Source organism: Caulobacter sp. FV2ps19 (assembly GCF_058681035.1).
Genome location: NZ_CM178729.1, coordinates 2,110,962 through 2,136,971 on the forward strand (window position 1 = coordinate 2,110,962; position 26,010 = coordinate 2,136,971).

At 67.5% G+C, this 26,010-nt stretch carries 23 protein-coding genes, 1 tRNA gene and 1 pseudogene; 9 read left to right on the forward strand and 16 right to left on the reverse strand.

Going from position 1 to position 26,010, the window contains the following annotated elements:
- Nucleotides 1-32: 32 nt before the first annotated feature.
- Nucleotides 33-923, forward strand: coding sequence for a TraB/GumN family protein (locus ACW18B_RS10105; RefSeq protein WP_492051545.1), 891 nt, complete (start codon nt 33-35; stop codon nt 921-923).
- Nucleotides 924-942: 19 nt separating this feature from the next.
- Here the strand turns inward: ACW18B_RS10105 and ACW18B_RS10110 are convergent, their stop codons facing one another.
- On the reverse strand, nt 943-1,548 hold the full coding sequence (locus ACW18B_RS10110; protein WP_492051547.1) for an HD domain-containing protein: 606 nt from the start codon (nt 1,546-1,548) through the stop codon (nt 943-945).
- 138 nt (nt 1,549-1,686) lie between these two features.
- Between ACW18B_RS10110 and ACW18B_RS10115 the strand changes: the two genes are divergently transcribed.
- The 4 genes and pseudogenes from ACW18B_RS10115 (at nt 1,687) to ACW18B_RS10130 (ending at nt 4,728) form a co-directional block, all read left to right on the forward strand.
- A complete protein-coding gene (locus tag ACW18B_RS10115; RefSeq protein WP_492051549.1) occupies nt 1,687-2,673 on the forward strand; it encodes a UDP-glucuronic acid decarboxylase family protein in 987 nt (328 codons plus the stop codon).
- 72 nt (nt 2,674-2,745) lie between these two features.
- Nucleotides 2,746-2,820, forward strand: a tRNA-Gly gene (locus tag ACW18B_RS10120).
- A 22-nt stretch (nt 2,821-2,842) separates the two neighbouring features.
- Nucleotides 2,843-3,901 carry a tetratricopeptide repeat protein gene (locus tag ACW18B_RS10125; RefSeq protein WP_492051550.1) on the forward strand — a complete coding sequence of 353 codons (1,059 nt, stop codon included), beginning with the start codon at nt 2,843-2,845 and terminating at the stop codon, nt 3,899-3,901.
- A gap of 72 nt (nt 3,902-3,973) precedes the next feature.
- Nucleotides 3,974-4,728: pseudogene (locus ACW18B_RS10130) on the forward strand (IS5 family transposase).
- Between the two features lie 9 nt (nt 4,729-4,737).
- On the opposite strand, the gene ACW18B_RS10135 reads toward ACW18B_RS10130, so the two are convergent.
- The 4 genes from ACW18B_RS10135 to pcaF all read right to left on the reverse strand — a co-directional run bounded on the left by ACW18B_RS10135 (nt 4,738) and on the right by pcaF (nt 11,445).
- Nucleotides 4,738-6,114 carry an FAD-containing oxidoreductase gene (locus ACW18B_RS10135; RefSeq protein WP_492051552.1) on the reverse strand — a complete coding sequence of 459 codons (1,377 nt, stop codon included), beginning with the start codon at nt 6,112-6,114 and terminating at the stop codon, nt 4,738-4,740.
- Nucleotides 6,115-6,283: 169 nt separating this feature from the next.
- Nucleotides 6,284-8,071 (reverse strand): ATP-binding protein, encoded by a 1,788-nt coding sequence (locus ACW18B_RS10140; RefSeq protein WP_492051554.1) that lies wholly within the window; start codon nt 8,069-8,071, stop codon nt 6,284-6,286.
- A gap of 202 nt (nt 8,072-8,273) precedes the next feature.
- Nucleotides 8,274-10,145, reverse strand: a complete 1,872-nt coding sequence (locus tag ACW18B_RS10145) for a glycoside hydrolase family 9 protein (RefSeq protein WP_492051556.1) — start codon at nt 10,143-10,145, stop codon at nt 8,274-8,276.
- Nucleotides 10,146-10,242: 97 nt separating this feature from the next.
- Nucleotides 10,243-11,445 carry a 3-oxoadipyl-CoA thiolase gene (gene pcaF, locus ACW18B_RS10150; protein ID WP_492051557.1) on the reverse strand — a complete coding sequence of 401 codons (1,203 nt, stop codon included), beginning with the start codon at nt 11,443-11,445 and terminating at the stop codon, nt 10,243-10,245.
- 133 nt (nt 11,446-11,578) lie between these two features.
- Here pcaF and ACW18B_RS10155 point away from each other — a divergent pair, with 133 nt between their 5' ends.
- Nucleotides 11,579-13,138: a DUF885 domain-containing protein gene (locus ACW18B_RS10155; protein WP_492051559.1), complete on the forward strand. Its 1,560-nt coding sequence runs from the start codon at nt 11,579-11,581 to the stop codon at nt 13,136-13,138.
- A gap of 262 nt (nt 13,139-13,400) precedes the next feature.
- On the opposite strand, the gene ACW18B_RS10160 is transcribed toward ACW18B_RS10155, so the two are convergent.
- From ACW18B_RS10160 to ACW18B_RS10180, 5 genes are all read right to left on the reverse strand, one after another.
- On the reverse strand, nt 13,401-13,667 hold the full coding sequence (locus ACW18B_RS10160) for an EF-hand domain-containing protein (protein ID WP_492051561.1): 267 nt from the start codon (nt 13,665-13,667) through the stop codon (nt 13,401-13,403).
- A gap of 752 nt (nt 13,668-14,419) precedes the next feature.
- The gene (locus tag ACW18B_RS10165; protein WP_492051563.1) at nt 14,420-15,358 is read right to left on the reverse strand and encodes a prephenate/arogenate dehydrogenase family protein; all 939 of its coding nucleotides are present in this window, start codon (nt 15,356-15,358) and stop codon (nt 14,420-14,422) included.
- Nucleotides 15,359-15,508: 150 nt separating this feature from the next.
- Complete coding sequence (gene hisC / locus ACW18B_RS10170) at nt 15,509-16,627, reverse strand: histidinol-phosphate transaminase (RefSeq protein ID WP_492051565.1); 1,119 nt, start codon at nt 16,625-16,627, stop codon at nt 15,509-15,511.
- 30 nt (nt 16,628-16,657) lie between these two features.
- Nucleotides 16,658-17,458: a chorismate mutase gene (locus ACW18B_RS10175; RefSeq protein WP_492051567.1), complete on the reverse strand. Its 801-nt coding sequence runs from the start codon at nt 17,456-17,458 to the stop codon at nt 16,658-16,660.
- A gap of 115 nt (nt 17,459-17,573) precedes the next feature.
- Nucleotides 17,574-18,587, reverse strand: coding sequence for a DUF2125 domain-containing protein (locus ACW18B_RS10180; protein WP_492051569.1), 1,014 nt, complete (start codon nt 18,585-18,587; stop codon nt 17,574-17,576).
- Between the two features lie 28 nt (nt 18,588-18,615).
- On the opposite strand from ACW18B_RS10180, the gene ACW18B_RS10185 reads away from it, so the two are divergent.
- Entirely contained in the window at nt 18,616-19,164 is a 549-nt protein-coding gene (locus ACW18B_RS10185; protein ID WP_492051571.1) for a gamma-glutamylcyclotransferase, read from the forward strand.
- Between the two features lie 125 nt (nt 19,165-19,289).
- On the opposite strand, the gene ACW18B_RS10190 is transcribed toward ACW18B_RS10185, so the two are convergent.
- The 5 genes from ACW18B_RS10190 to ftsE all read right to left on the reverse strand — a co-directional run bounded on the left by ACW18B_RS10190 (nt 19,290) and on the right by ftsE (nt 22,762).
- Nucleotides 19,290-19,712, reverse strand: coding sequence for a hypothetical protein (locus ACW18B_RS10190; protein WP_492051572.1), 423 nt, complete (start codon nt 19,710-19,712; stop codon nt 19,290-19,292).
- A 128-nt stretch (nt 19,713-19,840) separates the two neighbouring features.
- The gene (locus ACW18B_RS10195) at nt 19,841-20,551 is read right to left on the reverse strand and encodes a lysophospholipid acyltransferase family protein (protein WP_492051574.1); all 711 of its coding nucleotides are present in this window, start codon (nt 20,549-20,551) and stop codon (nt 19,841-19,843) included.
- The gene (locus ACW18B_RS10200) at nt 20,548-21,168 is read right to left on the reverse strand and encodes a YdcF family protein (RefSeq protein ID WP_492051576.1); all 621 of its coding nucleotides are present in this window, start codon (nt 21,166-21,168) and stop codon (nt 20,548-20,550) included. Before ACW18B_RS10200 ends, ACW18B_RS10195 begins: the two co-directional genes overlap by 4 nt.
- Nucleotides 21,165-22,058 carry a cell division protein FtsX gene (locus tag ACW18B_RS10205; RefSeq protein WP_492051577.1) on the reverse strand — a complete coding sequence of 298 codons (894 nt, stop codon included), beginning with the start codon at nt 22,056-22,058 and terminating at the stop codon, nt 21,165-21,167. The genes ACW18B_RS10200 and ACW18B_RS10205 overlap by 4 nt, the downstream gene beginning before the upstream one ends.
- Entirely contained in the window at nt 22,055-22,762 is a 708-nt protein-coding gene (gene ftsE, locus ACW18B_RS10210; protein WP_492051671.1) for a cell division ATP-binding protein FtsE, read from the reverse strand. The genes ACW18B_RS10205 and ftsE overlap by 4 nt, the downstream gene beginning before the upstream one ends.
- A gap of 83 nt (nt 22,763-22,845) precedes the next feature.
- Between ftsE and ACW18B_RS10215 the strand changes: the two genes are divergently transcribed.
- Nucleotides 22,846-23,784, forward strand: a complete 939-nt coding sequence (locus ACW18B_RS10215) for an MJ0042-type zinc finger domain-containing protein (protein WP_492051578.1) — start codon at nt 22,846-22,848, stop codon at nt 23,782-23,784.
- Entirely contained in the window at nt 23,732-24,307 is a 576-nt protein-coding gene (locus ACW18B_RS10220; RefSeq protein ID WP_492051580.1) for a phosphoribosyltransferase, read from the forward strand. The genes ACW18B_RS10215 and ACW18B_RS10220 overlap by 53 nt, the downstream gene beginning before the upstream one ends.
- Nucleotides 24,308-24,315: 8 nt before the next feature.
- Here ACW18B_RS10220 and ACW18B_RS10225 read toward each other — a convergent pair whose 3' ends face one another.
- Nucleotides 24,316-25,920 (reverse strand): methyl-accepting chemotaxis protein, encoded by a 1,605-nt coding sequence (locus tag ACW18B_RS10225; protein ID WP_492051581.1) that lies wholly within the window; start codon nt 25,918-25,920, stop codon nt 24,316-24,318.
- Nucleotides 25,921-26,010 lie beyond the last annotated feature (90 nt).

Below are 26,010 nucleotides of genomic sequence, written 5' to 3' on the forward strand. Positions count from 1 at the left end.
CTCAACTTGTACGGTCAAAACAGGGAAACCCTATGTTCCGCATCGCCTTGCCATCCGTTCGCCGCGCCCTGGTGGGCCTGGTTTCCACCCTCGTCCTGGGCCTGGCCGCGCCGGCCTCGGCGGAGCCGACGCTTTGGGCGATCCGGGACAAGGATTCGACCATCTATCTGTTCGGCACCATCCACGTGCTCAAGCCCCAGACCGCGTGGCGCTCGCCCCGGATCGACAAAGCCCTGAAGGCCAGCGGCGATCTGACGGTCGAAGTGCTGGGCGCCGACGATCCGGCCCTGATGCAGCCCCTGGTGCTGAAATACGGCCTGGATCGTACGACGCCGCTGTCGAGCAAGCTGTCACCCGAGGTTCTCAAGCGCGCCCAGACCCTGGCCCAGGCGGCCGGCGTTCCGCCCCAGACCCTGGAACTGATGCGGCCCTGGTTGGCCTCGCTGTCCCTGGCCATGCTGCCGGTGATCAAGGCGGGCTATGATCCCAAGAGCGGCGTGGATCAGGTCCTGCTGGCGCAGATGAAGGCCGAGGGAAAGCCGGCCGCGTCGCTGGAAACCGCCGAGCAGCAGGTCCGCTTCTTCGCCGACATGTCGACGCCGGTCGAGGTCGAGATGCTGCAATCCACCCTTGATGAGGCCGAAGACGGTCCCGCCAAGATCGACACCATGGTGACGGCCTGGGCGTCCGGCGATCTGAAGACGCTTGAGGACCAGTTCGTCACCGCGATGAAGACCGACTATCCCGACGTCTACGGCGTGCTGCTGGCTGACCGCAACCAGGACTGGGCGCGGCAGTTGAAGACCAAGCTCGATGGTTCGGGCGTCAGCTTCGTCGCCGTCGGGGCGGGGCACCTGGTCGGGCCCGACAGCCTGCAGGTCCAGCTGGCCAAGCTGGGCGTCAAGGCGGAAATCGTCAGATAGGCCCAAGCGTCGAGGCGGTCTATTCGGCCGCCTCGATCTCTGGCTTGCGCAGATAGATCGAGCGCTTGGGCGTGCTCATCACCCGGTGCAGCATCGGCACGAAGGCCTCCAGCGGCATCGAGACGAAGTTCGGGTCGAAGGCCTCCTGATCGTACAGGTGGCCGAACTGCGCCGTATATTCGAAATCAGGATGGCCCCGGAACTGCTCGCGCATGTCGCGGTCCAGGCCCAGATGGTGGAAGAAGTAATAGCCCTGGAAGATGGCGTGGTTGGCCACCATCCAGTGGTTCCGCTCCGACACGAAGGGCTGGACGATCGCGGCGGCGATGTCGGCGTGATTGCGCGGGCCCAGAATGTCGCCGATGTCGTGCAGCAGGGCGCAGACGACATATTCCTCGTCCCGGCCGTCCTGATGGGCCTTGGTGGCGGTCTGCAGGCTGTGTTCCAGCCGGTCGATGGCGAAGCCGCCGCAGTCGCCGCGCAATAGCATCAGGTGATCGACCAGCCGCTTGGGCAGGTCGCGGCCAAACTCCATGGAGGCGTTGGCGATGATGCCCCAGTCTTCGGCGGTGCCGTCGACCATGGCGTGGAACTGGGCGCGTGGATGATCTTCCCCGTCTGCCATGGCGTCTCTCCCGAACGTCCGTTTGAACAAGGGTGCGCCGGTCGGTCGCATCCGTCAACACGAGGGACGGTTGAGCCGGGGCGCGAGACCCGTTAGGCAAATCAGGCCACGGTGAAGTCCGCGCCGCAGGGATCGTCGATGTCCGCTCAAGTCTCCGCCAAAAAACACACCGCGCTTCGCATCCTCGTCACGGGCGGGGCGGGCTTTGTCGGCTCGCACCTCTGCGACCGACTGATCGCCCGCGGCGACCAGGTCATCTGCGTCGACAACCTGTTCACCGGCAGCAAGGACAATATCGCCCATCTGCTGGGGCACCCGAACTTCGAGTTCGTGCACCACGATGTGAACCACCCGATCTTCATTCCGGTGGACCAGATCTACAACCTGGCCTGTCCGGCCTCGCCGATCCATTACCAGTACGATCCGGTCATGACGGTCCGCACCAATGTGATGGGTGCGATCAACATGCTGGACCTGGCCAAGCGCACCGGGGCCCGCGTGCTGCAGGCCTCGACCAGTGAGGTTTATGGCGATCCCGAGATCCACCCTCAGGTCGAGACCTATTGGGGCAGGGTCAATCCGATCGGCCCGCGCGCCTGCTATGACGAGGGCAAGCGCTGCGCCGAGACCCTGTTCTTCGACAGCTTCCGGCAGGACAATATCGACATCAAGGTCGTGCGGATCTTCAACACCTACGGCCCGCGCATGGCGATCAATGACGGCCGGGTGGTCAGCAATTTCGTGGTCCAGGCCCTGACCAACCAGCCGATCACCATCTATGGCGAAGGCCAGCAGACCCGCAGCTTCTGCTATGTCGACGATCTGGTCGAAGGTCTGATCCGGATGATGGCCACGCCCGCCGGCTTCACCGGTCCGGTCAATATCGGCAATCCCAATGAGTTCACGATCCTGGAGCTGGCCCAGCAGACCATCGCCCAGATCGGCTCCAGCTCGGTGATCGAACGCAAGCCTCTGCCCCAGGACGATCCCCGCCAGCGCCAGCCCGACATCACCCTGGCCAAGTCGGCTCTGGACTGGGCGCCGAAGACCCAGCTGAAGGAGGGCCTGGCCAAGACCATCGCCCACTTCGCCGCCCTGCTGGGCAAGGGCCTGGTCGAGGCCTGAGGGGGAGGGGCGCTTTCTGGCGCCCGACCCTTGAGAACCCCCGCGAGACTCGCTAGACGAACGGCACGCCTCGCGGGCGTAGCTCAGAGGTAGAGCGTCTGCTTCCCAAGCAGAATGTCGTGGGTTCGATTCCCATCGCCCGCTCCAAGCCCCTTGGGAGGAGCGCAGCGTGCGAAAGCTCTTTGACAAGGCGCAGCGCGCCGAGTCTGCGCTTGATTTCGAGGAAGCGGAGCGCCTATTCAGATCGGCGGCGCGTCTGAACCCTCGCCATATGGCGACATGGCACAATCTGGGCGGCGTGCTGTCGAAGCTCAATCGATTGCCTGAGGCCGAGAAGGCCTATCGGCGTGCGCTGGCGATCGATCCAAGTTCAGCGCCCACTCACTATGCGCTGAGCCAGGTCATCATGATGCAGGGTCGATACAGCGAGGCGCTTCCGTATTTTCGCCAGCGTCACGCTGTCCCGGAATGCAAGACCAACAAGCCCGACTTTTTTCAGTGTCCGGAATGGAACGGCGAAGATCTCGCCGGCCGCTCGCTGTTGATCTGGCCTGAGCAGGGGTACGGCGACGAACTTCAGTATGCCAGGTTTGCGCCGATCCTGGCGGCGCGCGGCGTGACCGTCAGGCTGGTCTGCCGCCCACAGGCGGCGAGCTTGTTTCGCAGGTCGCTGCCGGGGGTGGAAATCTACGCAGCCAGTGGCCGAGTGGAGATTCCAGATACGGATTTCTATGTCATGGGTCCCGATCTCGTGGGCCTGATGGACTATACGCTGCAGACCGTCCCAGGCGCGCCCTACCTGAACGCCGCTGAAAAGGTCGCGTCTTCCGCGCGCATCGGTCTGGTCACGGCGGGTAGCGCCGCCCACGGTAATGACGCGTTTCGATCGCTCGGTGAGGCCGAGGGTCTGAAGCTCAGCGCGGCCCTCGGCGCGACGATCGGCCTGGATTATGCCGCCACGGGCGGGAAGGACTTCGCCGATACTGCGGACATCATCGAAGGTCTCGATCTCGTCGTCACCGTCGACACGGCCATTGCCCATCTGGCGGGAGGGATGGGCAAGATGGTCTGGTTGCTGCTCACCCGGATTGACACCGACTGGCGGTGGGGTCGCGGGGAGGAAAGATCGACCTGGTATCCCTCAGCGGAGTTCTTCTTCAGCGACTCCATGGGCCGCTGGACCGAAACAATTGAGCGGCTGGGCGAACGCGCCAAGGCTTTGGTCTAGGGTCGAAACCCGATCAAACACTTGAATGATATATTCTTGTTGTGCTTCAATCTCCGAAACGGAGGTTGAATCATGGCTGGAGAGTTCTGGTTGTCGGATCGGCAGTGGGCGGTGATCGATCCGTTGCTGCCGAAAAACCAGTCGGGCGCGCATCGGGTCGATGACCGGCGCGTCATCAGCGGTATCATCCATGTGCTGAAGGTGGGTTGCCGGTGGCAAGACTGTCCCGCAGTCTATGGCCCGCCAACGACCATCTACAACCGGTTCCGGCGCTGGACGATCAAGGGTGTCTGGCGGCGGCTGTTCGCGGCCCTGGTGGCGTTCAGCCCCGACGACGTGCACATGATCGACTCCACCAGCGCCAAGGCCCACCGCTCGGCGGGTGGCGGAAAAGGGGGGCCGAAATCCAGGCGATCGGCCGTTCGCGCGGCGGCCGCACGACCAAGATCCACGCCGTCGTCGACGGCAAAGGCCGCCTCATCGCCTTTGAAATAGCCGCCGGGCAGCGCGGCGACGCCCCCTTCGCCCGGTCATTGCTTGAGCCGCTTCCCAGTGCGCGCCTCTGCCTGGCCGACACCGCCTATGACGCCGACAAGTTGCGCAATTTCCTGATCGAACGGGGAACTACCCCGGTCATCCCCAACAACCCGACCCGAAAACGCATGCAGCCCTTCGATCCGGAGGCCTACAAGCAGCGCAATCTGGTCGAGCGGATGTTCTGCAGGCTCAAGGACTGGCGGCGTGTCGCCACCCGATACGACAAGCTCGCCGCCATCTTTGCCAGCGCCGTCTTCATCGCCGCCATCATCATATGGTGGGCCCAATGAGTCTGGAGCCTAGAGCGGCTTGAGTTCCCCCAACATCGTCGGGATCAGTTCCGACACCGTAGGATGGATATGCACGGCCCGCTGCACGGTGGTGTAAGGTGCCCTGGCGTACATGATGTCGAGGAGGCCATGGATGGCCTCGTCGCCGGCGACGCCCAGGATCGCCGCGCCGAGGATCATCTGGGTCTCGGCGTCGACCATCACCTGCATCAAGCCCTGGGTCTCGCCCTTTTCGACCGCACGACCGACGCGGCTCATCGGTCGTTTGCCCACCAGCGCCGGTCGACCTGTGGCGCGGACCTCGGCCTCGGTCATCCCCACGCGGCCCAGCGGCGGGTCGATATAGAGGGCATAGGCGCTGATCCGGTCGCTCACCCGGCGCGGGTCATGGTCCAGCAGGTTGGCGGCGACGATCTCGAAGTCGTTATAGGCTGTGTGGGTGAAGGCGCCCTTGCCGTTGCAGTCGCCCAGGGCCCAGACGCCCGGAACAGTGGTGCGGAGCTGGTCATCGACCGTGATGTAGCCGCGCTTGTCGACCGCGATCCCGGCCATCTCAAGCCCCAGGTCGTCGGTGTTGGGTTTGCGACCGACGGCCAGCAGCACGTGCGAGCCCGTGACTTGCGGCGCCCCGGCCTCGCAAGTGACATGGACGCAGACGCCCGCCTCACAGGGGGTGAAGCTGATGCACTCGGCGTTCAGGCGCACGTGGATCCCCTCGGCCTCGAGAATCTCCTGAACCGCCTGCGAGACCTCCGGATCCTCACGCCCAATCAGCCGGGGTCCCATCTCCACCACCGTCACCTCTGCGCCGAAGCGGCGATACATCTGGGCGAATTCCAGACCGATATAGCTGCCGCCGATGATCACCAGATGTCGGGGCAGGGTGTCGATCTGCATCATGTCGGTGTTGGTCAGGTAAGCCACCTGATCCAGCCCGGGCATGTCGGGAATGTTGGCGCGGCCGCCGACATTGATGAAGATCTGCGAGGCGCTCAGCAGATCATCGCCGACCCGCACGGTGTCGGCGGATTCGAAGCGGGCGTGGCCCTCGAATGTGGTGCAGCCCTCCATGCCCTTCAACCAGGTCTCGACGCCGTTGCGGGCGTTGTGAACCACCGTCTGCTGGCGGTCCTTGACGCGTTTCATGTCGACGCCGACGGGGCCGTCGAAGGTGACGCCGTATTCAGCGGCGCGCCGGGCCAGGTGGGCGGCATAGGCGCTGGCCACCAGGGTCTTGGTCGGCATGCAGCCGGTGTTGACGCAGGTGCCTCCGAACAGCTTGCGCTCGATCAGGGCCACGGTCCGCCCCGCCGCCGTCAGCCGGCCGGCCAGGGGAGGGCCGGCCTGGCCCGCGCCGATGATGATGGCGTCGAAGGCGCGGCTCATCCAAGCCCCACGACGATTAGAGTCGCCCCGCCGACCGCTACGGCGTCGTCCTGGAGGGCGGCAAGGCAAACGGTCATTTCTGACTCCGGCGGTTTTCAGTGCGAGCCGGATTTGAGGCGCGGTTTGATCAAACTACAACCCTGCCAGACCCTCTTGGACGTTTGGCTCGTCAAGGCGCGGGGGTGAGCTCGGCGTGTTCATGGGCCGCGGCGGCGCAGCGCGACAGCATGGCGGCCAGGGCTGTGGCCTCGATGGGCTTGGGCAGGATGTCGTCCATGCCGGCCTCGCGATAGCTCTGGACTTCGTGATTGAGCACGCTGGCGGTCACGGCGATGATCGGCGTGCGGGCCAGGCCCTGGGCGCTTTCCTGCGCCCGGATGGCGCGGGTGGCTTCGACCCCGTCCATTTCGGGCATGTGCACATCCATGAAGATCGCGTCCCAGGACTGGCTTCGCCAGGCCTCGACGGCTTCCTTGCCCGTGGTCGCAAAGCCGCAGGCGACTCCGAACGGCTCGACCAGGGCGGCCAGGATGCGGCGATTGACCGGATTGTCGTCCACCACCAGAAGCGAGCCGGGCGCGCCACCCGTGGCCTCGACCGCAAGCTCTTCGGCCGGCGCTTCCGAGGCCACGACCGCGGGCAGGGGGGCGGTGAAGTCGAACCGCGCGCCGATGCCTCGCGCGGACGTCACGGTCAGCGTGCCGCCCATCTGCTCGGTGACTTCGCGGCTGATGGCCAGGCCCAGGCCGACCCCGCCGACCTTACGGGTCGAGGAACTGTCGACCTGCACGAAGCGCTGGAAGATGGCCTCCTGATCCTTCGCATCGATGCCCACGCCGGTATCGATCACCGAGATCTGCAGCCGTTCATCATCGCCGCTGATCTTGACGGTGACGCCGCCGACCAGGGTGAACTTCAGGGCGTTGGACACCAGATTGCCGACCACCTGCCGCAGTCGATCCTCATCCCCCCGGCGATACATCGCCAGGCTGGGCGGCAGGGCGATGGCCAGGGTCAGACCATGGTCGCGGGCCAGGGGCTGATAAAGCTCGCGGATTTCCCGCACCAGGGTCTCAAGCGAGAAGACCTCCAGGCGCAGTTGCACGCCGCCGGCCTCGATCTGCGAAATGTCGAGAACATCGTCGATCAATTGCCGCATGACGCGGGACGCCGTGGTGATCACGCCCAGGCGCTCCTGCTGCGGGGGCGTCAGCGACTCGCGGGCCAGCAACTGTCCTTCGCCCAGAATGGCGTTGAGGGGCGTGCGCAGCTCGTGGCTGACCGTGGCCAGGAACTGCGACTTGGCGCGGTTGGCGACCTGGGCCTGTTCGGAAACGCATTCAAGCTCCCGGGTCCGGGCCCGAACCCGGTCTTCCAGCTCGTGGTTCAGGCGGAGCACATCCTGGCTGTGCTGCTCGAGGTTCTCGAGCAGGTCGCGGTTCTCGTCGCGCAGCCGCAGGGATTCCACCAGCAGCGTGTGATTATTGCGGTGTCCCACCAGCATCACGATCCAGAAGATCACGCCCAGAAAGCCAACGATCGCGTCGGCGGCGCCGTCGGCGATCAGGGTCAGGGAGGCCGGCAGAAGGATCAGGGTCACATAGATCCGACCCGTCCATTTCAGCGGCGACAGGACGCCGACCGCCCCGCCGGCCAGGGCCGACAACACGATGATCAGCGCGTAGCGGGTGGCCGGGTCGTCCGCTGGAATGCGCACAACGGCGAGCAGGGCCCAAAGTCCCGCGCTCAGGATCAGGCCCAGATTGTGGGCTTGCGAAAGCTGCTTGAGGCGGTCGGCCATGAACCGGCCCTTGAGCGCCGCGCCCAGCAGACGATCCCCGGCCAGGCGGGCCGCCAGCAGGGTCAAGACCACAACCAGCCAGCCCAGATAGAAGGGCCGCTCGAGGGGCTGGGCGATAAGGCAGACGCCGGTCGCGGCGCAGGCCTGAACCATCATGGTCGCCGGGCTGTTGCGGTGGGCGTGTCCGAGAAGGGCGCGCTGGATGGCGGCCTCTGTCGATACCTCCGCGGCTGCTCCTAAACGCATTGTTCCCGTGCCCGACATACAATCCGCGTACTCTTAGAGCCGTTAGGATGAATGAGACGACTTTCGGGTCAGCGGCAAATTGCCGCGTAGCTTGGCCCGCGCGCGGTGATCATCAGGTCGCGGGTTCGTCCAGCCAGGTCGCCACCCAGAACAGCGGGGCGTTCCAGTTGATGGCCACCTCGTTCTGGGTGAAAGCGCGGTAGTCGTCTGTCCAGCAGGTCTGGGGCGCGCAATGGCCCTTCATCGACCTGGCGACCGGGTCGCCCATGCTGGTCGAGTTGGGCCCGCCCGAGATCACGCCGGGCGGCGGGTAGGGATAGCGGGCGTCGGCCTGATGCGCCCAGAAGCGGTGGTGCGGGTTACGCATCGGCCGCGCGCCGTGGCCGGTCACATACGAGCGATCCAGCGGGTTGCGACCCAGGATGTAATCCATCGCGTCGACCGCGCCGTCGCGATAGGCGGACTTGCCGGTGAAGTCGGCGGCCAGGCCCAGCACGATGGCGCGGTTCAGAACCGCGGAATTGGAGCCCCAGGGATAGCCGGGAGCGGCATAGGGCAGGCCGTAGCCTTGACGGGCGTCGTCGGCCAGGGCGCGGTCGGCGCTGGCGACCAGATTGGCGCGGGCCTTGGCGATCTCGGCGGGCTTGAGGCCGTTGGGGACCAGGGCCAGGGTGATCGTGCCGGCCGCGCCGGTGGACGGCCAGCCGAGGTCGCCGGTCGGCCTGGTCCCCGCCGACGGTCCTGACAGGAACAGCGGCGAGGCGCGCAGGACGGTCTCGTACGGAGCGGCGCCGGTGGTGACATAGAGCTCGGCGGCGGCCCAGTAGAGCTCATCCTCCAGATGCTCGTCGCCATAGCCGCCGCTGCCGGTAAAGGCGCCCAGGGCGTAGATCTCGGGATTGCGACGCGCGGCGGCGAAGGCGCGCTCCGCGACCTCCAGGCAGTGCGCCGCGAAGGCCGGGTCGAGGGTCTTCCACAGCCGCGCGGCCTGGGCGGCCGTCGCCGCCAGGTTCAGCGTCGCGGCGGTGGTCGGGTGATAGAGGTAGCGGGTCTCCTTGTCGTCGGCCGGCGCCGTGGGCAGGGGCGTCCAGTGTTCGTCGGCCAGACGCTGATGGGCCATGCCCGAGGCGTCGACCGGGGTCAGGACCAGCCGCCCGTTCGGACCAGGGCGCTGCGGGCCGACCGGCAGGGCCATGGTCGTTCCGGCCGGGACCTGCATGGCCAGCAGGAAGTCCATCTCCCAGCGGGCTTCGTCCAGCAGGTCGGAGACCCCATTGGCGTCTTCGGGGATCCTGCCGGTTCCGTCGGCGAAGGCGGCCAGGGTCGAGGCCTTGCCCAGCACGACGGCGCGCTCATAGGCGTTCTGCAGCGTCCACACCGCGATCCCGCCATTGACCACATACTTGCCCTGGTCGCCGGCGTCGTACCAGCCGCGGCTGGCGTCCAGGGTGTAGGCGCAGCCCGTCCAGACCTGGCCGCGCTGATCGGCCTTGTCAAAGCAGGTCGCCCTGTCGGGGGCGTGGCCGGCGGGGCGGGCCAGGTCAGGGCGCTGCACGAAGCGGGCCTCGATCGGGATGGAGGCGCGGTTCTGATAGAAGAAGCCCAGGGCGTCGGCCTTCAGCGCGCCGTAGAGCGGGGCGTCGCTGATCCGGAAGGGGCGGCTTTCGCGGGCGCCGGCCTTCAGGCGATAGCCGTCGCCGGCCCCCTGGAAGCGGGTGAAGTCGATCTGGTGCACATGCTCGCCCGAGGCGGCGTCGTCGCCGAACACCCGGGTCTGGCCCCGGGCCACGACCGCGCCCGCAGCGTCGCTCAGGGTCCAGGTCAGGGGTGTGGTCGAGGGATCGGCCAGCATGGCGCGCTTGGGCCCGGCGGCCTCGACGCCCAGCTGATTCAGATGGATCGGCCGCGCGGGCTCCTCGGCGGCGACAGGTCCGCAGAGGATCAGGACAAGGGCCATCGCCGTCATCGGCAAGCTGAGTTTCATATGCGCGTCCCGCAACCCGGCGCATCGATCGCGCGCCTTGGGCGGCAGGTTAGCGGCAAGCTGACAGCGTTGTCGTCGGTAAAAGAGTCGCGCGGTCCTAGACCCGCTCGACCACCATCGAGATCCCCTGGCCCACGCCGATGCACATGGTCGCCAGGCCATAGCGGGTCTTGCGGCGCTGCAGTTCCTCGACCGCCGTCAGGGCCAGACGGGCGCCGCTCATGCCCAGCGGGTGGCCCAGGGCGATGGCCCCGCCATTGGGGTTCACATGCTCGCCGTCGTCGGGCAGGCCCAGGGCGCGCAGCACCGCTAGCCCTTGGGCGGCGAAGGCCTCGTTCAGCTCGATCACGTCCATCTGGCCGATGGTCATTCCCAGCCGCGCCAGCAGCTTCTGGGTTGAGGGCGCCGGACCAAAGCCCATGACGCGGGGCGCCACCCCGGCGGCGGCGGAGCCGACGATCCGCGCGCGGGGTGTCAGGCCGTGGCGCTTGATGGCCTCTTCCGAGGCGATGATCAGCGCCGCTGCGCCGTCATTGACGCCCGAGGCGTTGCCGGCGGTGATCGTACCGTCTGGGCGGACGATCGGCTTCAGGGCCGATAGCGCCTCGATCGTCGTGGCGCGGGGATGTTCGTCCCGAGAGACCACCACCGGGTCGCCCTTGCGCTGCGGGAGGGTCACCGGAACGATCTCGGCGTCGAAGCGGCCGCTGACCTGGGCGGCGGCGGCGCGGGCCTGGCTGCGCAGGGCGAAGGCGTCCTGATCAGCGCGGCTGATCCCGTGCTCGTCGGCGACGTTCTCGGCGGTCTCGGGCATGGAGTCGACGCCGTACGCCTTGCGCATGGCCGGATTGACGAACCGCCAGCCGATGGTGGTGTCGAAGATCTCGGCGTTGCGGGAAAAGGCGCTTTCGGCCTTGCCCATCACGAACGGCGCGCGGCTCATGCTCTCGACGCCGCCGGCGATCATCAGCTGGGCCTCGCCGGACTTGATCGCGCGGGCGGCGACGCCCACGGCGTCCAGACCCGAGCCGCACAGGCGGTTGATCGTCGAGCCCGAAGCCTCGGTGGGCAGGCCCGCCAGCAGGGCGGCCATACGGGCCACATTGCGGTTGTCCTCGCCGGCCTGGTTGGCGCAGCCCAGCACCACATCGTCCACCAAACTCCAGTCGAGGCCGGGATTGCGGGCGGCCAGGGCTCTGAGCGGGATCGCCGCCAGATCGTCGGCCCGCACCGACGACAGCGCCCCGGCATAGCGGCCGATCGGGGTGCGAACGGCGTCGCAGATGAAGGCTTCGGCCATGGGGTCTCCAGAGATCAAACAAGCGTTCGGCTCCACCCTAGAGGCCGCTGGCGAACGATCAAGCGCGGCTCTGCTTGGACACCGGTGTCATTTCCACCTAAGACGGAGGCAAGAAACGTCAGGGAGAAACGCGATGATCAGCCGACGGGAGGTGATGGGCGGTGTCCTGACCGGCGCGGCGCTGCTGACCGCCGGCGGGGCGATGGCGCAGGCCTCGAACGACGCCGCCCTGAAGGCCGTGCTGGACCAGATCGCCAGGGGCGGCCCGGCCGACCCGCGTCTGGACCTGCTGCGCGGCTTTGCGCCCGTCGACCTGTCGCCCGCCTCGCAACTCGACTACGCCGCCGTGCTGCAGTCGATCGAGACCGAAGCCGAGATCGTCCGCCGCTTTCCCTTCGGAACCGGGGCCGGCGCGCCCTATGTCGTCACCACCCGGTCCGGCGCCTGGCTGAAGGCGGCGGAGGCGGCAAAGGCGGGTGGCGACCGCGCTACCGCGCTCGTCAGGCGTCTCGACGCCGAGACCGCCCAGATCGCCGCCGATGCGGGGCAGGGGGTCATTCCGCCGGCCTTCGTGATCGATAAGGTCCTGGCCGGCCAGAGCGCCCTCGACCTCACGGCCGCGCCCGAGATCGCCGCCGCCCTGGGGCGCCAGCATGACGCCCTGATCCGCGTTCGCGCCAAGGCCGGCAAGGCCGCCGGTGTCTGCCGGTTCAAGGACGGCGAGGCCTATTACGGCCTGCTGCTGCAGCTGAACCTGGGCATGGCGATTACGCCCAAAGAGGCCCACGCCCGAGCCGTGGACACCGCCCGGGCCCTGACCGCCCGCGCCGACGTCCTGCTGAAGACGCAGGGCCTGACGAAGGGCTCGGTCGGCGCGCGGCTGAGCGCCCTCAGCCGCGACGAACGCTGGCTCTACAGTGATGACGGCGCCGGCCGCGACCGCGCCGTGGCCGACATGAACCTGTGGCTCGACAGGGCCGTCACCCGCCTGCCGACCGCCTTCGCCACCCTGGCGCCGGGCTCGCGCAAGGTCCGCATCAGCCGCATGTCGCCGGCCGACGAGGCCGCCGGCCGTCAGGGCTATCGCGAGGCCCCGGCCTTCGACGGCTCAATGCCGGGCGTCTATTATGTGGACCTCAAGGCCATCCGCGCGCGGCCCAGCTGGACCCTCCCGAGCGTCGTCCACCATGAGACCGACCCGGGCCACATGGTGCAGATCCCGCTGGAGGCGGCGTCGGGCGCCCATCCGCTGCGGACCCGTCTGGCCTGTCCCGGCTTCGTCGAGGGCTGGGCCATCTATGCCGAACAACTGGCCGACGAGCAGGGCGCCTTCGCCGGCGATCCGCTCGCCGAGCTGGGTTACGTGCAATGGATGCTGTTCCGCGTCGGCCGCCTGCTGATCGACACGGGAATGCACAGCCAGGGCTGGACCCACCAGAAGGCCGAAGCGGTGTTCGCCGACCTGCAGGGCCCGCCGCCGGTGTTCGCTCCCATCGCCCAGGACGTCGAACGCGCCGCCCTCAGCCCCGGCGGCGTGGCGGGGCAGGGACTGGCCTGGCTGGAGCTGGTTCGCCTGCGCGCCGCCGCCCGTGCGTCGCAGGGCGCGCGCTTTAACCTCAAGACCTTCCACGACGCGGCCCTGGTCCAGGGCGCCACGCCGCTGGCGATGCTGCGGACGCGGGTGCTGGGGTAGGGGTGAACGCCTATGGTTTAGGCGCAAAAAGACTCCGCCTTCCTGGGCCTTGTGCCCAGGATCCATGGCGACGCAGATGCGAGTTTGGGTCTTGGTTCAGGGTCGTTCAGCCGAAAAATAGGCGCGCAATCAGAGCCTGCCTCAAACATGGGTCCTGGGCACAAGGCCCAGGAAGGCGAATTTTTGAGCCCCTTCCAGGCTTGAAGTCGCCAATCTCCAAGATGCGATCGCCTTTAGACTTTGGGGGAGGGCGGCGCCGACCCTAGTGCTCCGCCTGCGCGGCCTTGCGCTTGGCCATGCCGGCTTTCAGTTCCTCGACGGTGATCTTGCCGTCGCTGTCGGTATCGGCCAGGGCGAAGCGGGCTTCGGGGCGGCCGGCCGCGATCCATTCGGCCTTGTCGACCACGCCGTCGGCGTTCTTGTCCCAGGCCTTGATGATCCGTTCAGGCGACGGCATCTGGGCCATGGCCGCACCGCCGGCCAGGGCGACGATCGAGGCGAGGGCGGCGGCGATGAGGGGGCGGCGCATGGAGCGGTTCCTTTTCCGGAGGGTTTGCCGGTGAAGGCGTGATTTGTCGTGATCATTACAGCGATATTGCGGCGAGCGGCGGGCTGCGACAATGGGGATAGACGCCGCTCCATCCCCGGCGTTGGCAAGGCAGAGATCCGCTATTTCAACGCCTTACAACTTTCTCGCGCGAACTTATCCCCGGCGTTGAAACCACCCGCATAATCAATCTCACCTGACAGCACGGGAAGGGCGTCCGGCCGGCGACCAGCGACGGCTGTCAGGGGTGATCGAGCGGGGTCTGTGGGAGTCGCGAGAGCGGGGCCGGCAGGCTTAATCAGAGGGCGGGGGACGTAAATCCGCCTATCGGGGGAAGGCCAAGGCCCCCGCCCGTCCGAAGGTGAGTTCCGGGTCCTCCGGAATCGGCGTGGCTTGCAGCTTCAGGGCTGGGTCCGTCGCGAGGAGGGAGAAGCCCGGATGGGGGTGAAGGGTTGAACAAGACCCGCGCGCCCCGGCCAGAGGGATAACGATCACGCGGAGCGTTCGTCTTCGTCGAAACGGTACTTAAAAACACTCACATCCGGGCGAGGCCCGGACGCTCCGCAGCCCTTCCCATCCCTTCAGCGGTGATCCGCGTGAGGTTGATGACACTTGCCGCCTACGGATCGCTTCGCGATCGTCTTCCCCCGGAGGGGGAAGATGCAACGCGGCGAACTCATCTTCCCCCTCCAGGGGAGGAGCGCCGAAGGCGCGGAGGGGCAAGTCCTCCGCCCCTAGTGCTTGCCGCGGTCACGTCCGAAGTTGGGTTCGGCGCTTTCCTGGCCGGCGGCGACGATGCCGCGGCGGATGGCGCGGGTGCGGGTGAAGTGGCTGTGCAGGGTGTCGGCGTCGCCCCAGCGGATGGCGCGGCTCATGGCCTGCAGGTCCTCGGTGAAGCGGCCCAGCATTTCCAGCACCGCCTCCTTGTTGGCCACGAAGATGTCGCGCCACATGGTCGGGTCGCTGGCGGCGATGCGGGTGAAGTCGCGGAAGCCGGAAGCCGAGAACTTGATCACCTCGCTTTCGGTGACGTTCTCCAGATCGGCGGCGCTGCCGACGATGGTGTAGGCGATCAGGTGGGGCAGATGGCTGACCACGGCCAGAACGAGGTCATGGTGCTTCTCGTCCATCAGCTCGACCTGGGCCCCGAAGGACCTCCAGAAGGCGCTGAGCTTGGCGACGGCGGCGGCATAGGCCTCGTCGTCGCTCTCGGCCGGGGTCAGGATGGTCCAGCGGTTCTCGAACAGCTCGGCGAAGCCGGCGTCGGGCCCCGACTGCTCGGTGCCGGCGATCGGGTGGCCGGGGATGACGAACACATGGTCCAGGGGCTGGGCGCGGAAGGCCTCGCCGACATTGCCCTTGGTCGAGCCGACATCGGTCAAGGTGGCGCCGGCCTTCAGGGTCGGAGCGATCAGGGCGGCGACGTCGCCGATCGACAGCACCGGCGTGGCGATCACCACCAGGTCGGCGTCCTTCACCGCCTCGGCGATATCGCCCGTGACATGGTCGGCGATGCCCAGCTCGACCACGCGGGCCCGGTTGGCCTCGCTGGCGTCGGCCACGGTGATTTCGCTGACCACGCCCTGGGCGCGGGCCGCGCGGATCACCGACCCGCCGATCAGGCCGCAGCCGATCACGGTCATCTTGGGATAGAGCACGCCGGGATTACGCATGGGGGCTGATCTTCATTGAGCACATGCCCCAACCCCGATCATCCCCGCGAAAGCGGGGACCCAAGCAGGATGGGCCGGTGGGATGAGGCGCGAAATCCCAAGCTCGGCTTGGGTCCCCGCTTTCGCGGGGATAGACGGAGAGAGGGGGCATCAGCGGAGAAACTCGGCCAGCAGGTCCACGATCGCCCGGTTGTCCGCTTCCTTGCCGATGGTGATGCGGATGGCGTCGGGCAGGCCGTAGTTGGCGACGGCGCGAACCAGATAGCCCTTGCTGGCCAGGAAGGCCTCGGCCTCGATCGCGGTCTTGCCCGGGACATTCGGGAAGTTGACCAAGACAAAGTTGGCCGCCGAGGGGGTGACCTCGAGGCCCAGCCCGCCCAGCTGCTGGGTCAGGAACGGCCGCCATTGCTCGACCAGCGCCACCGACCGGGCCTGGAACTCGACATCGGCCAGGGCGGCGATGGCGGCGTCCTGACCGGGGATCGAGGTGTTGAACGGCGGCCGGATGCGCTCGATCGGCGCGATGATCCCGGCGGGGCCATAGCCCCAGCCGACCCGCAGGGCGGCCAGGCCGTGGATCTTGGAAAAGGTGCGAGTGACGATGACGTTTTCGGCGGTGCGGGCCAGGTCCAGCCCGTCCTCGAAGCGCGGATCGGTGGCGAACTCGGCATAGGCGCCGTCCAGCACCAGGATCACCGACGGCGGCAGGGCGGCGTGCAGGGCGCGGATCTCCTCGCCGGTCAGCCAGGTGCCGGTGGGATTGGCGGGGTTGGCGATGAACACCAGCCGGGTCCGCTCGTCGACGCACTTGAGCACCTCGTCGGCGTCGATGCGCTGTTTGGGCTCGCGGGCCATCCGCACCTCGCCCTGACAGGCGCGGGCCCCGATAGCGTAGGCGGCGAAGCCGTGCTCGCCCTGGACGATATTGTCGCCGGGCTCCAGATAGACTTGGCACAGCAGGGCGAAGATCTCGTCGCTGCCATCGCCGAAGGTCAGGCGCTCGGGCTCCAGACCATAGTGGGCGGCGACCGCCTCACGCAGGCCATTGGCCTTGCCGTCGGGATAGAGGTGCAGGCGATCGACGGCGTCGCGATAGGCGGCCTTGGCCGCCTCGCTGCAGCCCAGAACGTTCTCATTGCTCGACAGCTTCACCGGATGGGCGACGCCCTCGATCTTCGACTTGCCGCCGACATAGGCGTGGATGTCCATCAGGCCCGGCTTGGGCATGGGGCGCGGCGCGGCGAAGCGATCGGAGGCGGGAGCGGTCATCGGAATACTCTGGTCGAACAGGCGGTCGTCTTACACGTCAAAGGGGGTCGGCGCAGCCCCGATGACGCCGGTCAACTGGCCTGGCGCGCGGGCCAGACGTTCGTCGCCGGGCATGAAGAAGCCCGACAGCGAAAACAGCTTCAGGCCGTTGGCCTGGGCCAGCAGCTCGGCGGCGACGCCGTCCAGGCTCAGGGCCTCGACGATGGCGGCGGCGCTTTTGGCGCTGTCGGTGACCCAGAAGGTCTGGTCATCGCCGGTGGGCTCGACCTCGACCTCGGCGATGGCCAGGGTGGCCTGCTCGCCCCAGGCGCTGAGACAGGGCAGGGCGGCGAAGACCTTCAGTTTCGGCTCGGCCAGCAGGCGGCCCCACCAGGCATTGTCGGGCGTCAGGCCCAGAACCCCGACGCCCCAGGGCGTCTTGGCGGCGGCCAGCACGTCCTTGGCCTCCGCCAGAACCTGCAGACGGGGCGCGGTTCCAAACCGCAGGCGGGTCAGTTCGACCGAGCGGGCGACGTCCTTCCCGCCCCAGACGGCCAGATGATAGGGACCCTGGCGCGCCAGGCTGTCGCTCATCACCTCGCGCCAGATGCGGATGACCAGGGCGTCGCTGGCGGCCTGGCGCGGGGCGGCCAGCTGCTTGCGGATGATCTGGGCCTCGCGGCCGGGACGCAGGCCAAAGCCCTCATCGCCCGCCGCGCGTTTGGCCGCCGCGACGGAACGGGCCAGGGCGGCGCGCTCGTCCAGCAGCTTGAGAAGTTCACCGTCTATGGCGTCCAGTCGCCATCGGACCTCGTCCAGAGACGGAGGCGCGTCAGCCGCGTCGCTACCCATGTTTATCCCCAAAATTGGAGGCCGGACCATAGTCCTTGCCGCCGTGGGCGCAATAGCTGGCGTTCGCGGCAAGAAACGTGCGCGCCCCCTCGCCGGAGGCGCGCGGGGCCGAGGCTCAGTAGACGCGCGGCGACGGGCCCGTGTCGATGGTTCCCAGGCGGGTGCGGCCGTTTTCGAACACCAGGCCGGCCTGGATGACCGGCTCGCGGCCCAGGGCCTGGCTGGCGGCGGCGAGGGCCTGCTCGGGCGTCGTGATGGCGGCCTTCGGATCGATCCGCTCGGTGAGCGCGACCTCCAGCTCACCCTGCAGGCGGCCGTTGGCGTCGACGGTCAAGGCGCCGGACTTGGCCGTGCCTTCCGCTTCGCCGGCGGTGATGCGGGCGTCGTGCATGGTGATGGCGCCGCCGGCGACGCTCCAGAGCCGCACCGCATCGGCCCAGTTGCGGCCGCGCAGGGCCGAGACCCGGCTCAGGCGGGCGTCCAGGATCATGTCGGCGGTATTGGCCTGGGCGATGCGGCCCAGCAGGCCGGTGAAATTGACGCGGGCCCCGTCGGCCTTGAACAGGATCGCCGCCTGGTCGTCGGGACCGGGGCGCAGATGCAGCTGCATGGTGTCGGCCGATCTCAGGGCGAAGGGCTGGGCTTCGGGCGCGGTGGAGAACAGCAGCTTGGCGCCCTCGATCGAGATCCTGGGCGGATAGCCGTTCAGCCCCGCCAGGCTGGCGCGCAGGGCCTCGCCGGCGATGGCGACATCGCCTTCGCCATTGGGGCGGGTCAGAACCACGCCGCGTGGCGCGGTCGCCACCCAATGGTCGAGGCCGTAGATCATCGCCTCGGTCTTCAGTTCGGGAATGTGCAGCGCCCAGCCCGAGGGCTCGGCGAGCCGGGCGTCGGCCAGGGTGATGTCGAGGCGGAACGGAAAACCGGAGAAGGTGCGGGCGCTCCAGGACAGGTCATAGCCGCGTGATTTCAGCGAGGCTGCCGTCGCATCCATGTTCTGCTCGGCCTGACCGCGCAGCCAGAACCAGCCGACGCACCAGGCGGAGGCAAAGGCCAGGGCGATGATGAAAGGCGTCACCAGGCCGCGACGGCGGGCTTTCCGGGGCGGGGCGGCGTCGGTATGGGTCATGGAAGGGCGCGTCCAGTCGGGAAAAGTGATGAGCAGCGAGAGCGGCGAGCGTTGGGTGTTCGGATATGGATCGCTCATGTGGCGTCCCGGGTTCCCTTTTGTAGAGCGAAGACGCGCTACGCTCCATGGCCGCCGACGCGCCTTCTGCATCTATTCGGTCCATCACCGCGGCACCTACGAGCGGCCGGGACTGGTTCTGGGCCTGGCGCCGGGCGGTTCAGTGCGGGGCGCCGGCTATCGCGTGGCGGCGGCCGACTGGGAGAGCGTCTATGCCTATCTGCGTGAACGCGAACAGCCGACCGAGACCTATTTCGAGGCCTGGGCCGATGTGAAGCTGGCCGGCGAGCTCGGTAAGGCGCCGGCGCTGGTCTTCCTGTCGGACGTCAAGCATCCTCAGTGGGCCGGCGCCTTGAGCCTGGAGCGTCAGGCCGAACTGATCGTCGGGGCGAGCGGACTGTCGGGGCGCAACATCGACTATCTCAGCGATCTGGTCGGCCATCTGCGCGAGGACGGCGTGCGCGACCATGCGATGGAGAAACTGCTGAAACTGGTCGAGGCGCGGGAGGGGGCGGCTTAGATTCCCTCTCTCTAAGAGAGAGGGAGGGGCCCGCCGCCGCAGGCGGTGGGAGGGTGAGAGGTTTCACCGTTGGCGGGAGAATCTCGATTCCTGCTGATCGGCCGGAATGGGTGAGTGTCGGACCTCTATTTCGCCTTTAGGCCCGGCGTCGTTGTACGATTGAAGTCGTCCCAACGGAGGAGATAGCGTCGAGCTTCACCACCCAGATGCGGGTTCACCGTTGAGAAATCAAAACCACTATGGTGCGTCGCTCGCCAGATTTCCTCCAACAGGTCAGTCGCCAGCGCATTTGAAACATGCTCATCGGGGGAGCGGAGAAGCCGCTCGATCTCTGCGAACAGGCGCTTCAAATCCTTGTCGGCGATTGGACTTCGCTTCGAAGCAATCGCCCGTCCGATCTGCCGAAATGCTGCATTGGCCCAGAGGCTAGGCTCAACGCTATCTGGATCCCACTCGGTCATCCGAGCCTGGGTTTGCGGGGACAACTTTGCAAGTTGGCCTGCGGCTACGAGGCCGCGCGCTGCACTTTCCAGATCCATGACGGCCATGAAGACTCATTCCCTGAAAGTCGGCAACTGCTCGAAAGCTGACAGCGCTTCATCCTGCTAGTCCGAAACCTCTCACCCTCCCACCGCTTCGCGGCGGGCCCCTCCCTCTCTCTAAGAGAGAGGGATCGTTAAACCCCCTCGTCCTCCAGCGCCCTGGTCGCGGTGTCGATGCGGGTCTGCAGTTCGCGCATGAACTCGCCGCGCTTCAGGCCGGCCGGGATCGGCGGCAGATAGTGGAAGACGATCACGCCCGGCTTGCACAGGAAGCCCTTGCCCCAGTGGGCGCCGCAGTTGAGGGCCAGGGGCGTCACCGGCAGGTCGAGCTCGCGATAGAGGGCAGCGATGCCGGGCTTGTAGTCGCCGGGAACCCCGACCGCGCCGCGGGTGCCTTCGGGGAAGATCACCACCTGGCGGACCTCCTTCATCTTCTCCAGCGTGTCGCGCACCAGCTTCTTCAGGGCCGCCGAGTGGCCCGCCCGATCCACCACGACCATGCCGGCCTTCAGGCCGTGCCAGCCGAACAGCGGAACGTTCAGCAGCTCCTTCTTCATCACGAAACAGGCGTCGGGCAGCAGGCCAAACTGGCTGAACACGTCGAACATCGACTGGTGCTTGGCGGCGACCAGGGCCGGGCCGGTGGGCAGATATTCCCGGCCGCGCACCTCAACCTTGATGTCGGCGATCCAGCGCAGGCCAAAGAAAATGCCATGGGCCCAGAAGTTCAGGGCCAGGGTGTTGAGCCGGCGGGGCAAGGGCAGAAGCAGCACCATCCAGATCGCGGTGAAGGCCGACCAGATCCAGAAATACAGCTGGAACAGAAACGAACGCAGATAGATCAAGAGGCCTTCTCCACCGGCGCATCGGCCTTGTCTTTCGGGCCCAGGCTGAGGAACGCCTCACGGCCCAGGATCGCCAGGTACTTGCAGTATTCGATGATCATCCGACGGGCGCTGGAGCTCTTGTTCCACCAGCGATGGGCGTTCAGACTCTCGGTCTCCACCGGATAGGCATAGAGCTTGGTGCTTGGCAGGGCGGCGCGCAGTTCCAGCATGGCGCGCGGCATATGATAGTCGGCGGTCACCACGATCAGGCTCTTATAGCCCTTGGCCTTGGCCCATTCCTCGGTTTCCCGGGCGTTGCCGACGGTGTTGGCGGCCGCGAAACCCAGGTCCACGCAGCAGTCATAGATCGGCTTCACGGCCTTGGTGACGCCCTGCACATCGTCGCGGGTGGCCTCGCGATTGACGCCGGAGATCAGCAGGCGCTGGCCCTTGCCGGCTTCGAGCAGCTTGGTGGCCGCTTCCAGACGGATGTTGGAGGCGCCGGTCAGCACCACCACGCCGTCGGCGACGGGCGGCTCCTGGGCGGGGGTGGACAGTTCGACCCGACTGGAAAAGGCCAGAAGACCGACGGCCCAGACTATCAGCGCGATCAACAGGGCGGCGAGGCTCTTCACGGCATGCTCCTTAGAAGTCGCAGGGCGGCGAAACGCGCGGTGAAGCCCGCGACCAGGGCGGCGATCAGCGGGCAGGGCAAGGGCGCCAGCAGATCAATCCAGGCCAGAGGCAGGATCGGCGCCAGACCCGACCCGCCGCCCAGGGTCCGGATCGCCGCGCCGATGATGGCCGCGCCCGAGCCGCCCAGCAAGCCCGCGATCGCGGCCATGACCGCGAACCGTGTCTGGAACAGACCCGCGATGAAGCCCGCCTCCGCCCCGGACAGGTGCAGCACCTCGATCACGTCGGACCTCGCCGCCAGGCCGGCCCGGGTGGCGAAAGCGATGACCGATGTCGCCGCAGCGGCGATCAGGGCGAAGACGCCCAGCGCGGCCCAGCGGGCCAGGGCCGCGCCACGCTCGATATCGGCGATCCAGCGGCTGTGGTCATCGACGATGGCGTCCAGACCGGCGGTCTTCAGCGCCTTTTCGAGGGCGGCGGCGGTGGCGGGCGCTTTTGGGTCGAGGTCCAGGGTCACCAGCCGCGGGGTGGGCAAATCCTCGATCAGGGCGTCCTTGCCGATCCAGGGCTCCAGAAGCGCCTCGGCCTTGTCCCGGGCCAGGGCGCGGGCTTCGAGCACGCCGCGAACACCGGACAGGGCTTCGGCGGCGCGGGCGGCGGCGGAGTCGGGTGTTTCGCCGGAGCGGGCGCGAACCACCACCGTGGCCGAACCGGTCAACTGGCTGCTCCACCCCCCGGCGGCGCGATTGGCGGCCAGGGCGGCCAGGGCTGTGAGGCAAGCCAGGAAACAAAGCACCGCGACCACGAAGACCAGGGACCCGTCCCGGACATCGCGCGGCGGCAGAAGCGGTCCGGGCCGCCAGCGATTGACCTGGAAGATCTCGCTCATGGGCCATCCCCTCCATCATAGAGGCGACCGTGTTCCAGATGCAGGGTCGGACGACCGGCCCGGGCGACGAGGTCCTCGTCGTGCGTGGCGATCAACACCGTGGTGCCCAGGCGGTTGAGCTCGACGAACAGTCGCAGCAGCCGCAGCGACATGGCGGGATCGACATTGCCCGTCGGCTCGTCGGCCAGCAGCACATCGGGGCGATCAACCACGGCTCGGGCGATGGCCAGGCGCTGCTTTTCGCCGCCCGACAGGGTGGCGGGCAGGGCGTGCATGCGCTCGCCAAGTCCCACCCAGGTCAGCAGTTCGGCGACGTCATCGCGGTAGGTCGCCGGCTTGCGCTTCAGGATGCGCAGCGGCAGGGCGGCGTTGTCGAACACCGACAGGTGCTCCAGCAGCCGGAATTCCTGGAAAACCACCCCGATCCGGCGGCGCAGGAAGGGGAGGTCGCCGGCCGGCAGCAGGCTCACATCGCGGCCGAACAACTCTACGCGACCCCGTGACGCACGATGGGCCAGATAGATCAATTTGAGCAGGGAACTCTTGCCGGCCCCCGAGGCGCCGGTCAGGAAATGAAAGGACCCGGGCATCAGGGAAAAGCCAATATCCCTCAGCGTTTCCGGCGCGCGGCCATACCGCATCGAGACGCCCTCGAAACGAACCACCGGAAGGGCGTCGTCGCCTTGGTCTGCGTCAATCCTCAAGAAGGTGCCGCCGGGCTTTCTGGACATCAGGGTCAAAATCGGCGACCCCATTTATTAATGCGGGGAGCGTACGATTCGCGGCCATGATACTGACCTGTCCGGAGTGCGCCAGCCGCTATTTCGTCGACGACGCCAAGGTCGGTGCGGCTGGTCGTGTCGTGCGTTGCGCCTCGTGCGGCCATCGCTGGACCGCGCGTAACGAAGACGCCAACGATCTTTTCGACGAGCCCGCCGAGGCCGCTGAGCGAAGCGAAGCGGAGCAGGAGGCGCTCAACGCGGCAGCGGCTGCGAGCGCGGCGGCTGGCGAGTCCACGGGAGCAGAACCTGAGCCGCCGGTCAGCGCCTTGCCGGGCGAAGAACTGCCCAAGGTCTTCCGGGCTCGGGCTGACGCCGAGCGCCGCCTCCGCGAGGCGACCACCACCGGCGTAGTCTGGGCTGGCATGGCCGCCGCCATGGCGGTGACGATCGTTGCAGCGCTGATTTTCCGTATCGACGTGGTGCGCCTGTGGCCCACCTCGGCCGGCGCATACGCCAGTGTCGGACTGCCGGTGAACACCGTCGGGCTGGTGATCGAGAACATCAAGGCCGAGCCCTCGCTGGAAGACGGCCACGCCGCCGTGATCATCACCGGGGTGATGCGCAACATCACCGATCATGAAGTGGTCTCGCCGCCTTTGCGGGTCGAGCTGCGCAACGCCAAGGACAAGCGGGTGGCCGGCCGCATCGCCGCCGCCGCCGATCCGAAGATCCCGCCCAGTGAAGTCCGTCACTTCGCGATCACCATTCTCGATCCGCCCCGCACGGCCAAGGATCTGGTCATCGACTTCGCGGTCGAACCCGGCGCGGCCAAGGCCGTGAAGGCGGCTCTGAAAACCCCCGCCAAGCCGGAGGCCGAACCTGAACTGGCCCTGCGCGGCGCCCAGGATGTGGCGTCCGAGGGAGAAGCGGCTGGACACGAACCCTCGGGACATGAGACCGGAGGGCCTCCCTCAGACTCTCACGAACCCGCGCATCATGAATAAGACCGACCAACCCGAAGTCCTGATTTCGGAAGCCGAGATCGCCACACGCGTTCAGGCCCTCGCTGACGCCATCGCTCCCCGCATCGACGATGACACCGTCGCCGTCTGCTTGCTGACCGGCGGCCTGTGGTTCGCCGCCGATTTGACCCGGGCGCTCTGGAAGGCGGGCCGCAACGTCCGTTTCGACGCCCTGTGGCTGGCCTCCTACCATGATGAGCGCAAGAGCTCGGGCCGTTGCGAGGTTCGCGCCGATCTGCAGCGTCCTCTGGTCGGCCGCCGCGCCCTGGTAGTGGATGACGTGTTCGACTCCGGTCTGTCGCTCAGCGAAGCCTCGCGTCTGGTCAAGGACGCCGGCGCCAGCGAAGTGCTGACTGCCGTCTTCGCGCGCAAGCCCTGGCCGACCAAGCGCGGCATGGAGCCCGACTTCGTCGCCTGGGAAGCCCCGTCGCGGTATCTGGTCGGCTATGGCCTGGACGATGAGGGCAAGTCGCGCGGCCTGCCCTATATCGGCGCCATGGACTAAATCCCGGCTCAGGCGGCCTGCTTGGTCCTGTCGGCGAACGGCGCCTTCCGACCGATGTCGAAGAGATCGACCCGCGAGGTCAGTTCTTCGGATTCAGACTTGAGCGCATGAGCGGCGGCCGTGGTCTCCTCGACCATGGCCGCGTTCTGCTGCACGACCCTGTCCATCTCGCCCATCGTGGTGTTGACCTCGCCCAGGCCCTGGGCCTGTTCGCGGGCCGACGCCGCGATGGCGGTGACCCTGGAGTCGATCTCGGCCACGCGGGCGACGATGCGCTGCAGCGCCTCCCGCGTCCGGCCGACGCGTTCGACTCCCGCCCCGACCTGCTGGCCGGAAATGTTGATCAGATCCTTGATCTCGCGCGCGGCGTCGGCGGATCGCTGCGCCAGCGCCCGGACCTCCTGGGCCACCACGGCGAAGCCGCGACCGGCATCGCCGGCGCGCGCCGCCTCGACCCCGGCGTTGAGGGCCAGCAGGTTGGTCTGGAAGGCGATTTCGTCGATGACGCCGATGATCTTGCCGATCTGGCCTGAGGAGGTCTCGATCAGGGTCATCGCCTCGACCGCCTCGGAGACGACGGGGTCGGAGCGTTCGGCTTCCTGCCGCGCGCCGGCGGCGGCGGCGTTGGCCTGGCGGGCGCTCTCGGCGGTCTGGTTGACGGCGGCGGTGATCTGATCGAGCGCCGTGGCGGTTTCGACCAGGGCGGCGGCCTGATGCTCGGTCCGGCGCGCCAGTTCGTCGGAGGCGCGGCTCATGTCCGCGACGCCCGCAGACATGCTGGAGGCGTTGCCTGAAATCTCGCGCATCGCCGCTTGCAGACGGCTCATGGCGTCGTTGAAGTCGGCGCGCAGGGTTTCATAGCGGTGGGCGAAGGGGTTGTTCAGCCGCCAGGTCAGGTCCCCGCCCGAAAGCCGGGTGAGGGCGTCGGCGAGTTGATGCACGACGTGGGTCTGCTCGGCTTCCAGCGCCGCCTTCTGTTCGGTCTGGGCGGCGGTTTCCGCATCATGGGCGGCGCGTTCCGCCGCGGTCGCCGCGTTGGCGGCGTCGGCCCGGGCGGCGGCCTCAAGCGCCTTGTCTGTGCGGGCCGTTACGGTGACGAAAAGCCGGGAGACACCGGCCGTAAGCCAGATTAGCGACCAGGCCGCCGTCAGGATCACGCCGGCGTTGAACGCGATCCGAAGGGGCGAAACCTCGCCGGGCAGCAGCAGATGCGGCGCCAGGACACTGGCCCCGACATCGGCGGCGACGACGCTGATCGCGCCCACCGCGACCACGCGCCAGTCGCCATAGGCGACCAGCAGGGCCAGGGCGGCCAGATAGGCCATGCGGGCGTCGCCCTGCCAGGGGTGACCGGAAAAGGCGGCGATGAACAGGCTGACCTGACCGACCAGGGTCACAGCCGTCGAAATCCGCTGCGCGGCGCTGTCTCGCCAGATCGCGTATCCGCCCCAGGCCAGGCCGGCGAAAAGCGCCGCGCCAAGGGTCAGGGTCATGAAGGGGCGGCCGGTGAAGAGACAGGCGGCAGGCACAATCGCCGCCATCGCCGCCACACAAAGCCGGACCAGTTGCCCACCGATGCGCCGCTGGGCCTCAATGCTGTCAAACTCGATCATTGTACGCTCTGGCTCTCACCTGAGCGCATGCCTGATCGACTGCGCTCTCGTCAGACGCAGATTTCATTGCGGCGGTTAATGGGCGGTGAG

Bases quoted from the DNA above. Each gene is read 5' to 3' on its own strand.
- ACW18B_RS10140 (WP_492051554.1), bottom strand. From the start codon at position 8,071: ATGATGGTTCAGGCCTGCGCCGCGACCGGCGTCTGCCTTATCGCCCAG.
- ACW18B_RS10205 (WP_492051577.1), bottom strand. From the start codon at position 22,058: ATGAGCGAGATCTTCCAGGTCAATCGCTGGCGGCCCGGACCGCTTCTG.
- ACW18B_RS10175 (WP_492051567.1), bottom strand. From the start codon at position 17,458: ATGGGTAGCGACGCGGCTGACGCGCCTCCGTCTCTGGACGAGGTCCGA.
- hisC (WP_492051565.1), bottom strand. From the start codon at position 16,627: ATGACCGCTCCCGCCTCCGATCGCTTCGCCGCGCCGCGCCCCATGCCC.
- ACW18B_RS10180 (WP_492051569.1), bottom strand. From the start codon at position 18,587: ATGACCCATACCGACGCCGCCCCGCCCCGGAAAGCCCGCCGTCGCGGC.
- ACW18B_RS10185 (WP_492051571.1), top strand. From the start codon at position 18,616: ATGAGCAGCGAGAGCGGCGAGCGTTGGGTGTTCGGATATGGATCGCTC.
- ACW18B_RS10115 (WP_492051549.1), top strand. From the start codon at position 1,687: ATGTCCGCTCAAGTCTCCGCCAAAAAACACACCGCGCTTCGCATCCTC.
- ACW18B_RS10215 (WP_492051578.1), top strand. From the start codon at position 22,846: ATGATACTGACCTGTCCGGAGTGCGCCAGCCGCTATTTCGTCGACGAC.
- ACW18B_RS10165 (WP_492051563.1), bottom strand. From the start codon at position 15,358: ATGCGTAATCCCGGCGTGCTCTATCCCAAGATGACCGTGATCGGCTGC.
- ACW18B_RS10155 (WP_492051559.1), top strand. From the start codon at position 11,579: ATGATCAGCCGACGGGAGGTGATGGGCGGTGTCCTGACCGGCGCGGCG.
- ACW18B_RS10105 (WP_492051545.1), top strand. From the start codon at position 33: ATGTTCCGCATCGCCTTGCCATCCGTTCGCCGCGCCCTGGTGGGCCTG.
- ACW18B_RS10160 (WP_492051561.1), bottom strand. From the start codon at position 13,667: ATGCGCCGCCCCCTCATCGCCGCCGCCCTCGCCTCGATCGTCGCCCTG.
- ACW18B_RS10190 (WP_492051572.1), bottom strand. From the start codon at position 19,712: ATGGCCGTCATGGATCTGGAAAGTGCAGCGCGCGGCCTCGTAGCCGCA.
- ACW18B_RS10225 (WP_492051581.1), bottom strand. From the start codon at position 25,920: ATGATCGAGTTTGACAGCATTGAGGCCCAGCGGCGCATCGGTGGGCAA.
- ACW18B_RS10220 (WP_492051580.1), top strand. From the start codon at position 23,732: ATGAGACCGGAGGGCCTCCCTCAGACTCTCACGAACCCGCGCATCATG.
- ACW18B_RS10110 (WP_492051547.1), bottom strand. From the start codon at position 1,548: ATGGCAGACGGGGAAGATCATCCACGCGCCCAGTTCCACGCCATGGTC.
- ACW18B_RS10145 (WP_492051556.1), bottom strand. From the start codon at position 10,145: ATGAAACTCAGCTTGCCGATGACGGCGATGGCCCTTGTCCTGATCCTC.
- pcaF (WP_492051557.1), bottom strand. From the start codon at position 11,445: ATGGCCGAAGCCTTCATCTGCGACGCCGTTCGCACCCCGATCGGCCGC.
- ACW18B_RS10135 (WP_492051552.1), bottom strand. From the start codon at position 6,114: ATGAGCCGCGCCTTCGACGCCATCATCATCGGCGCGGGCCAGGCCGGC.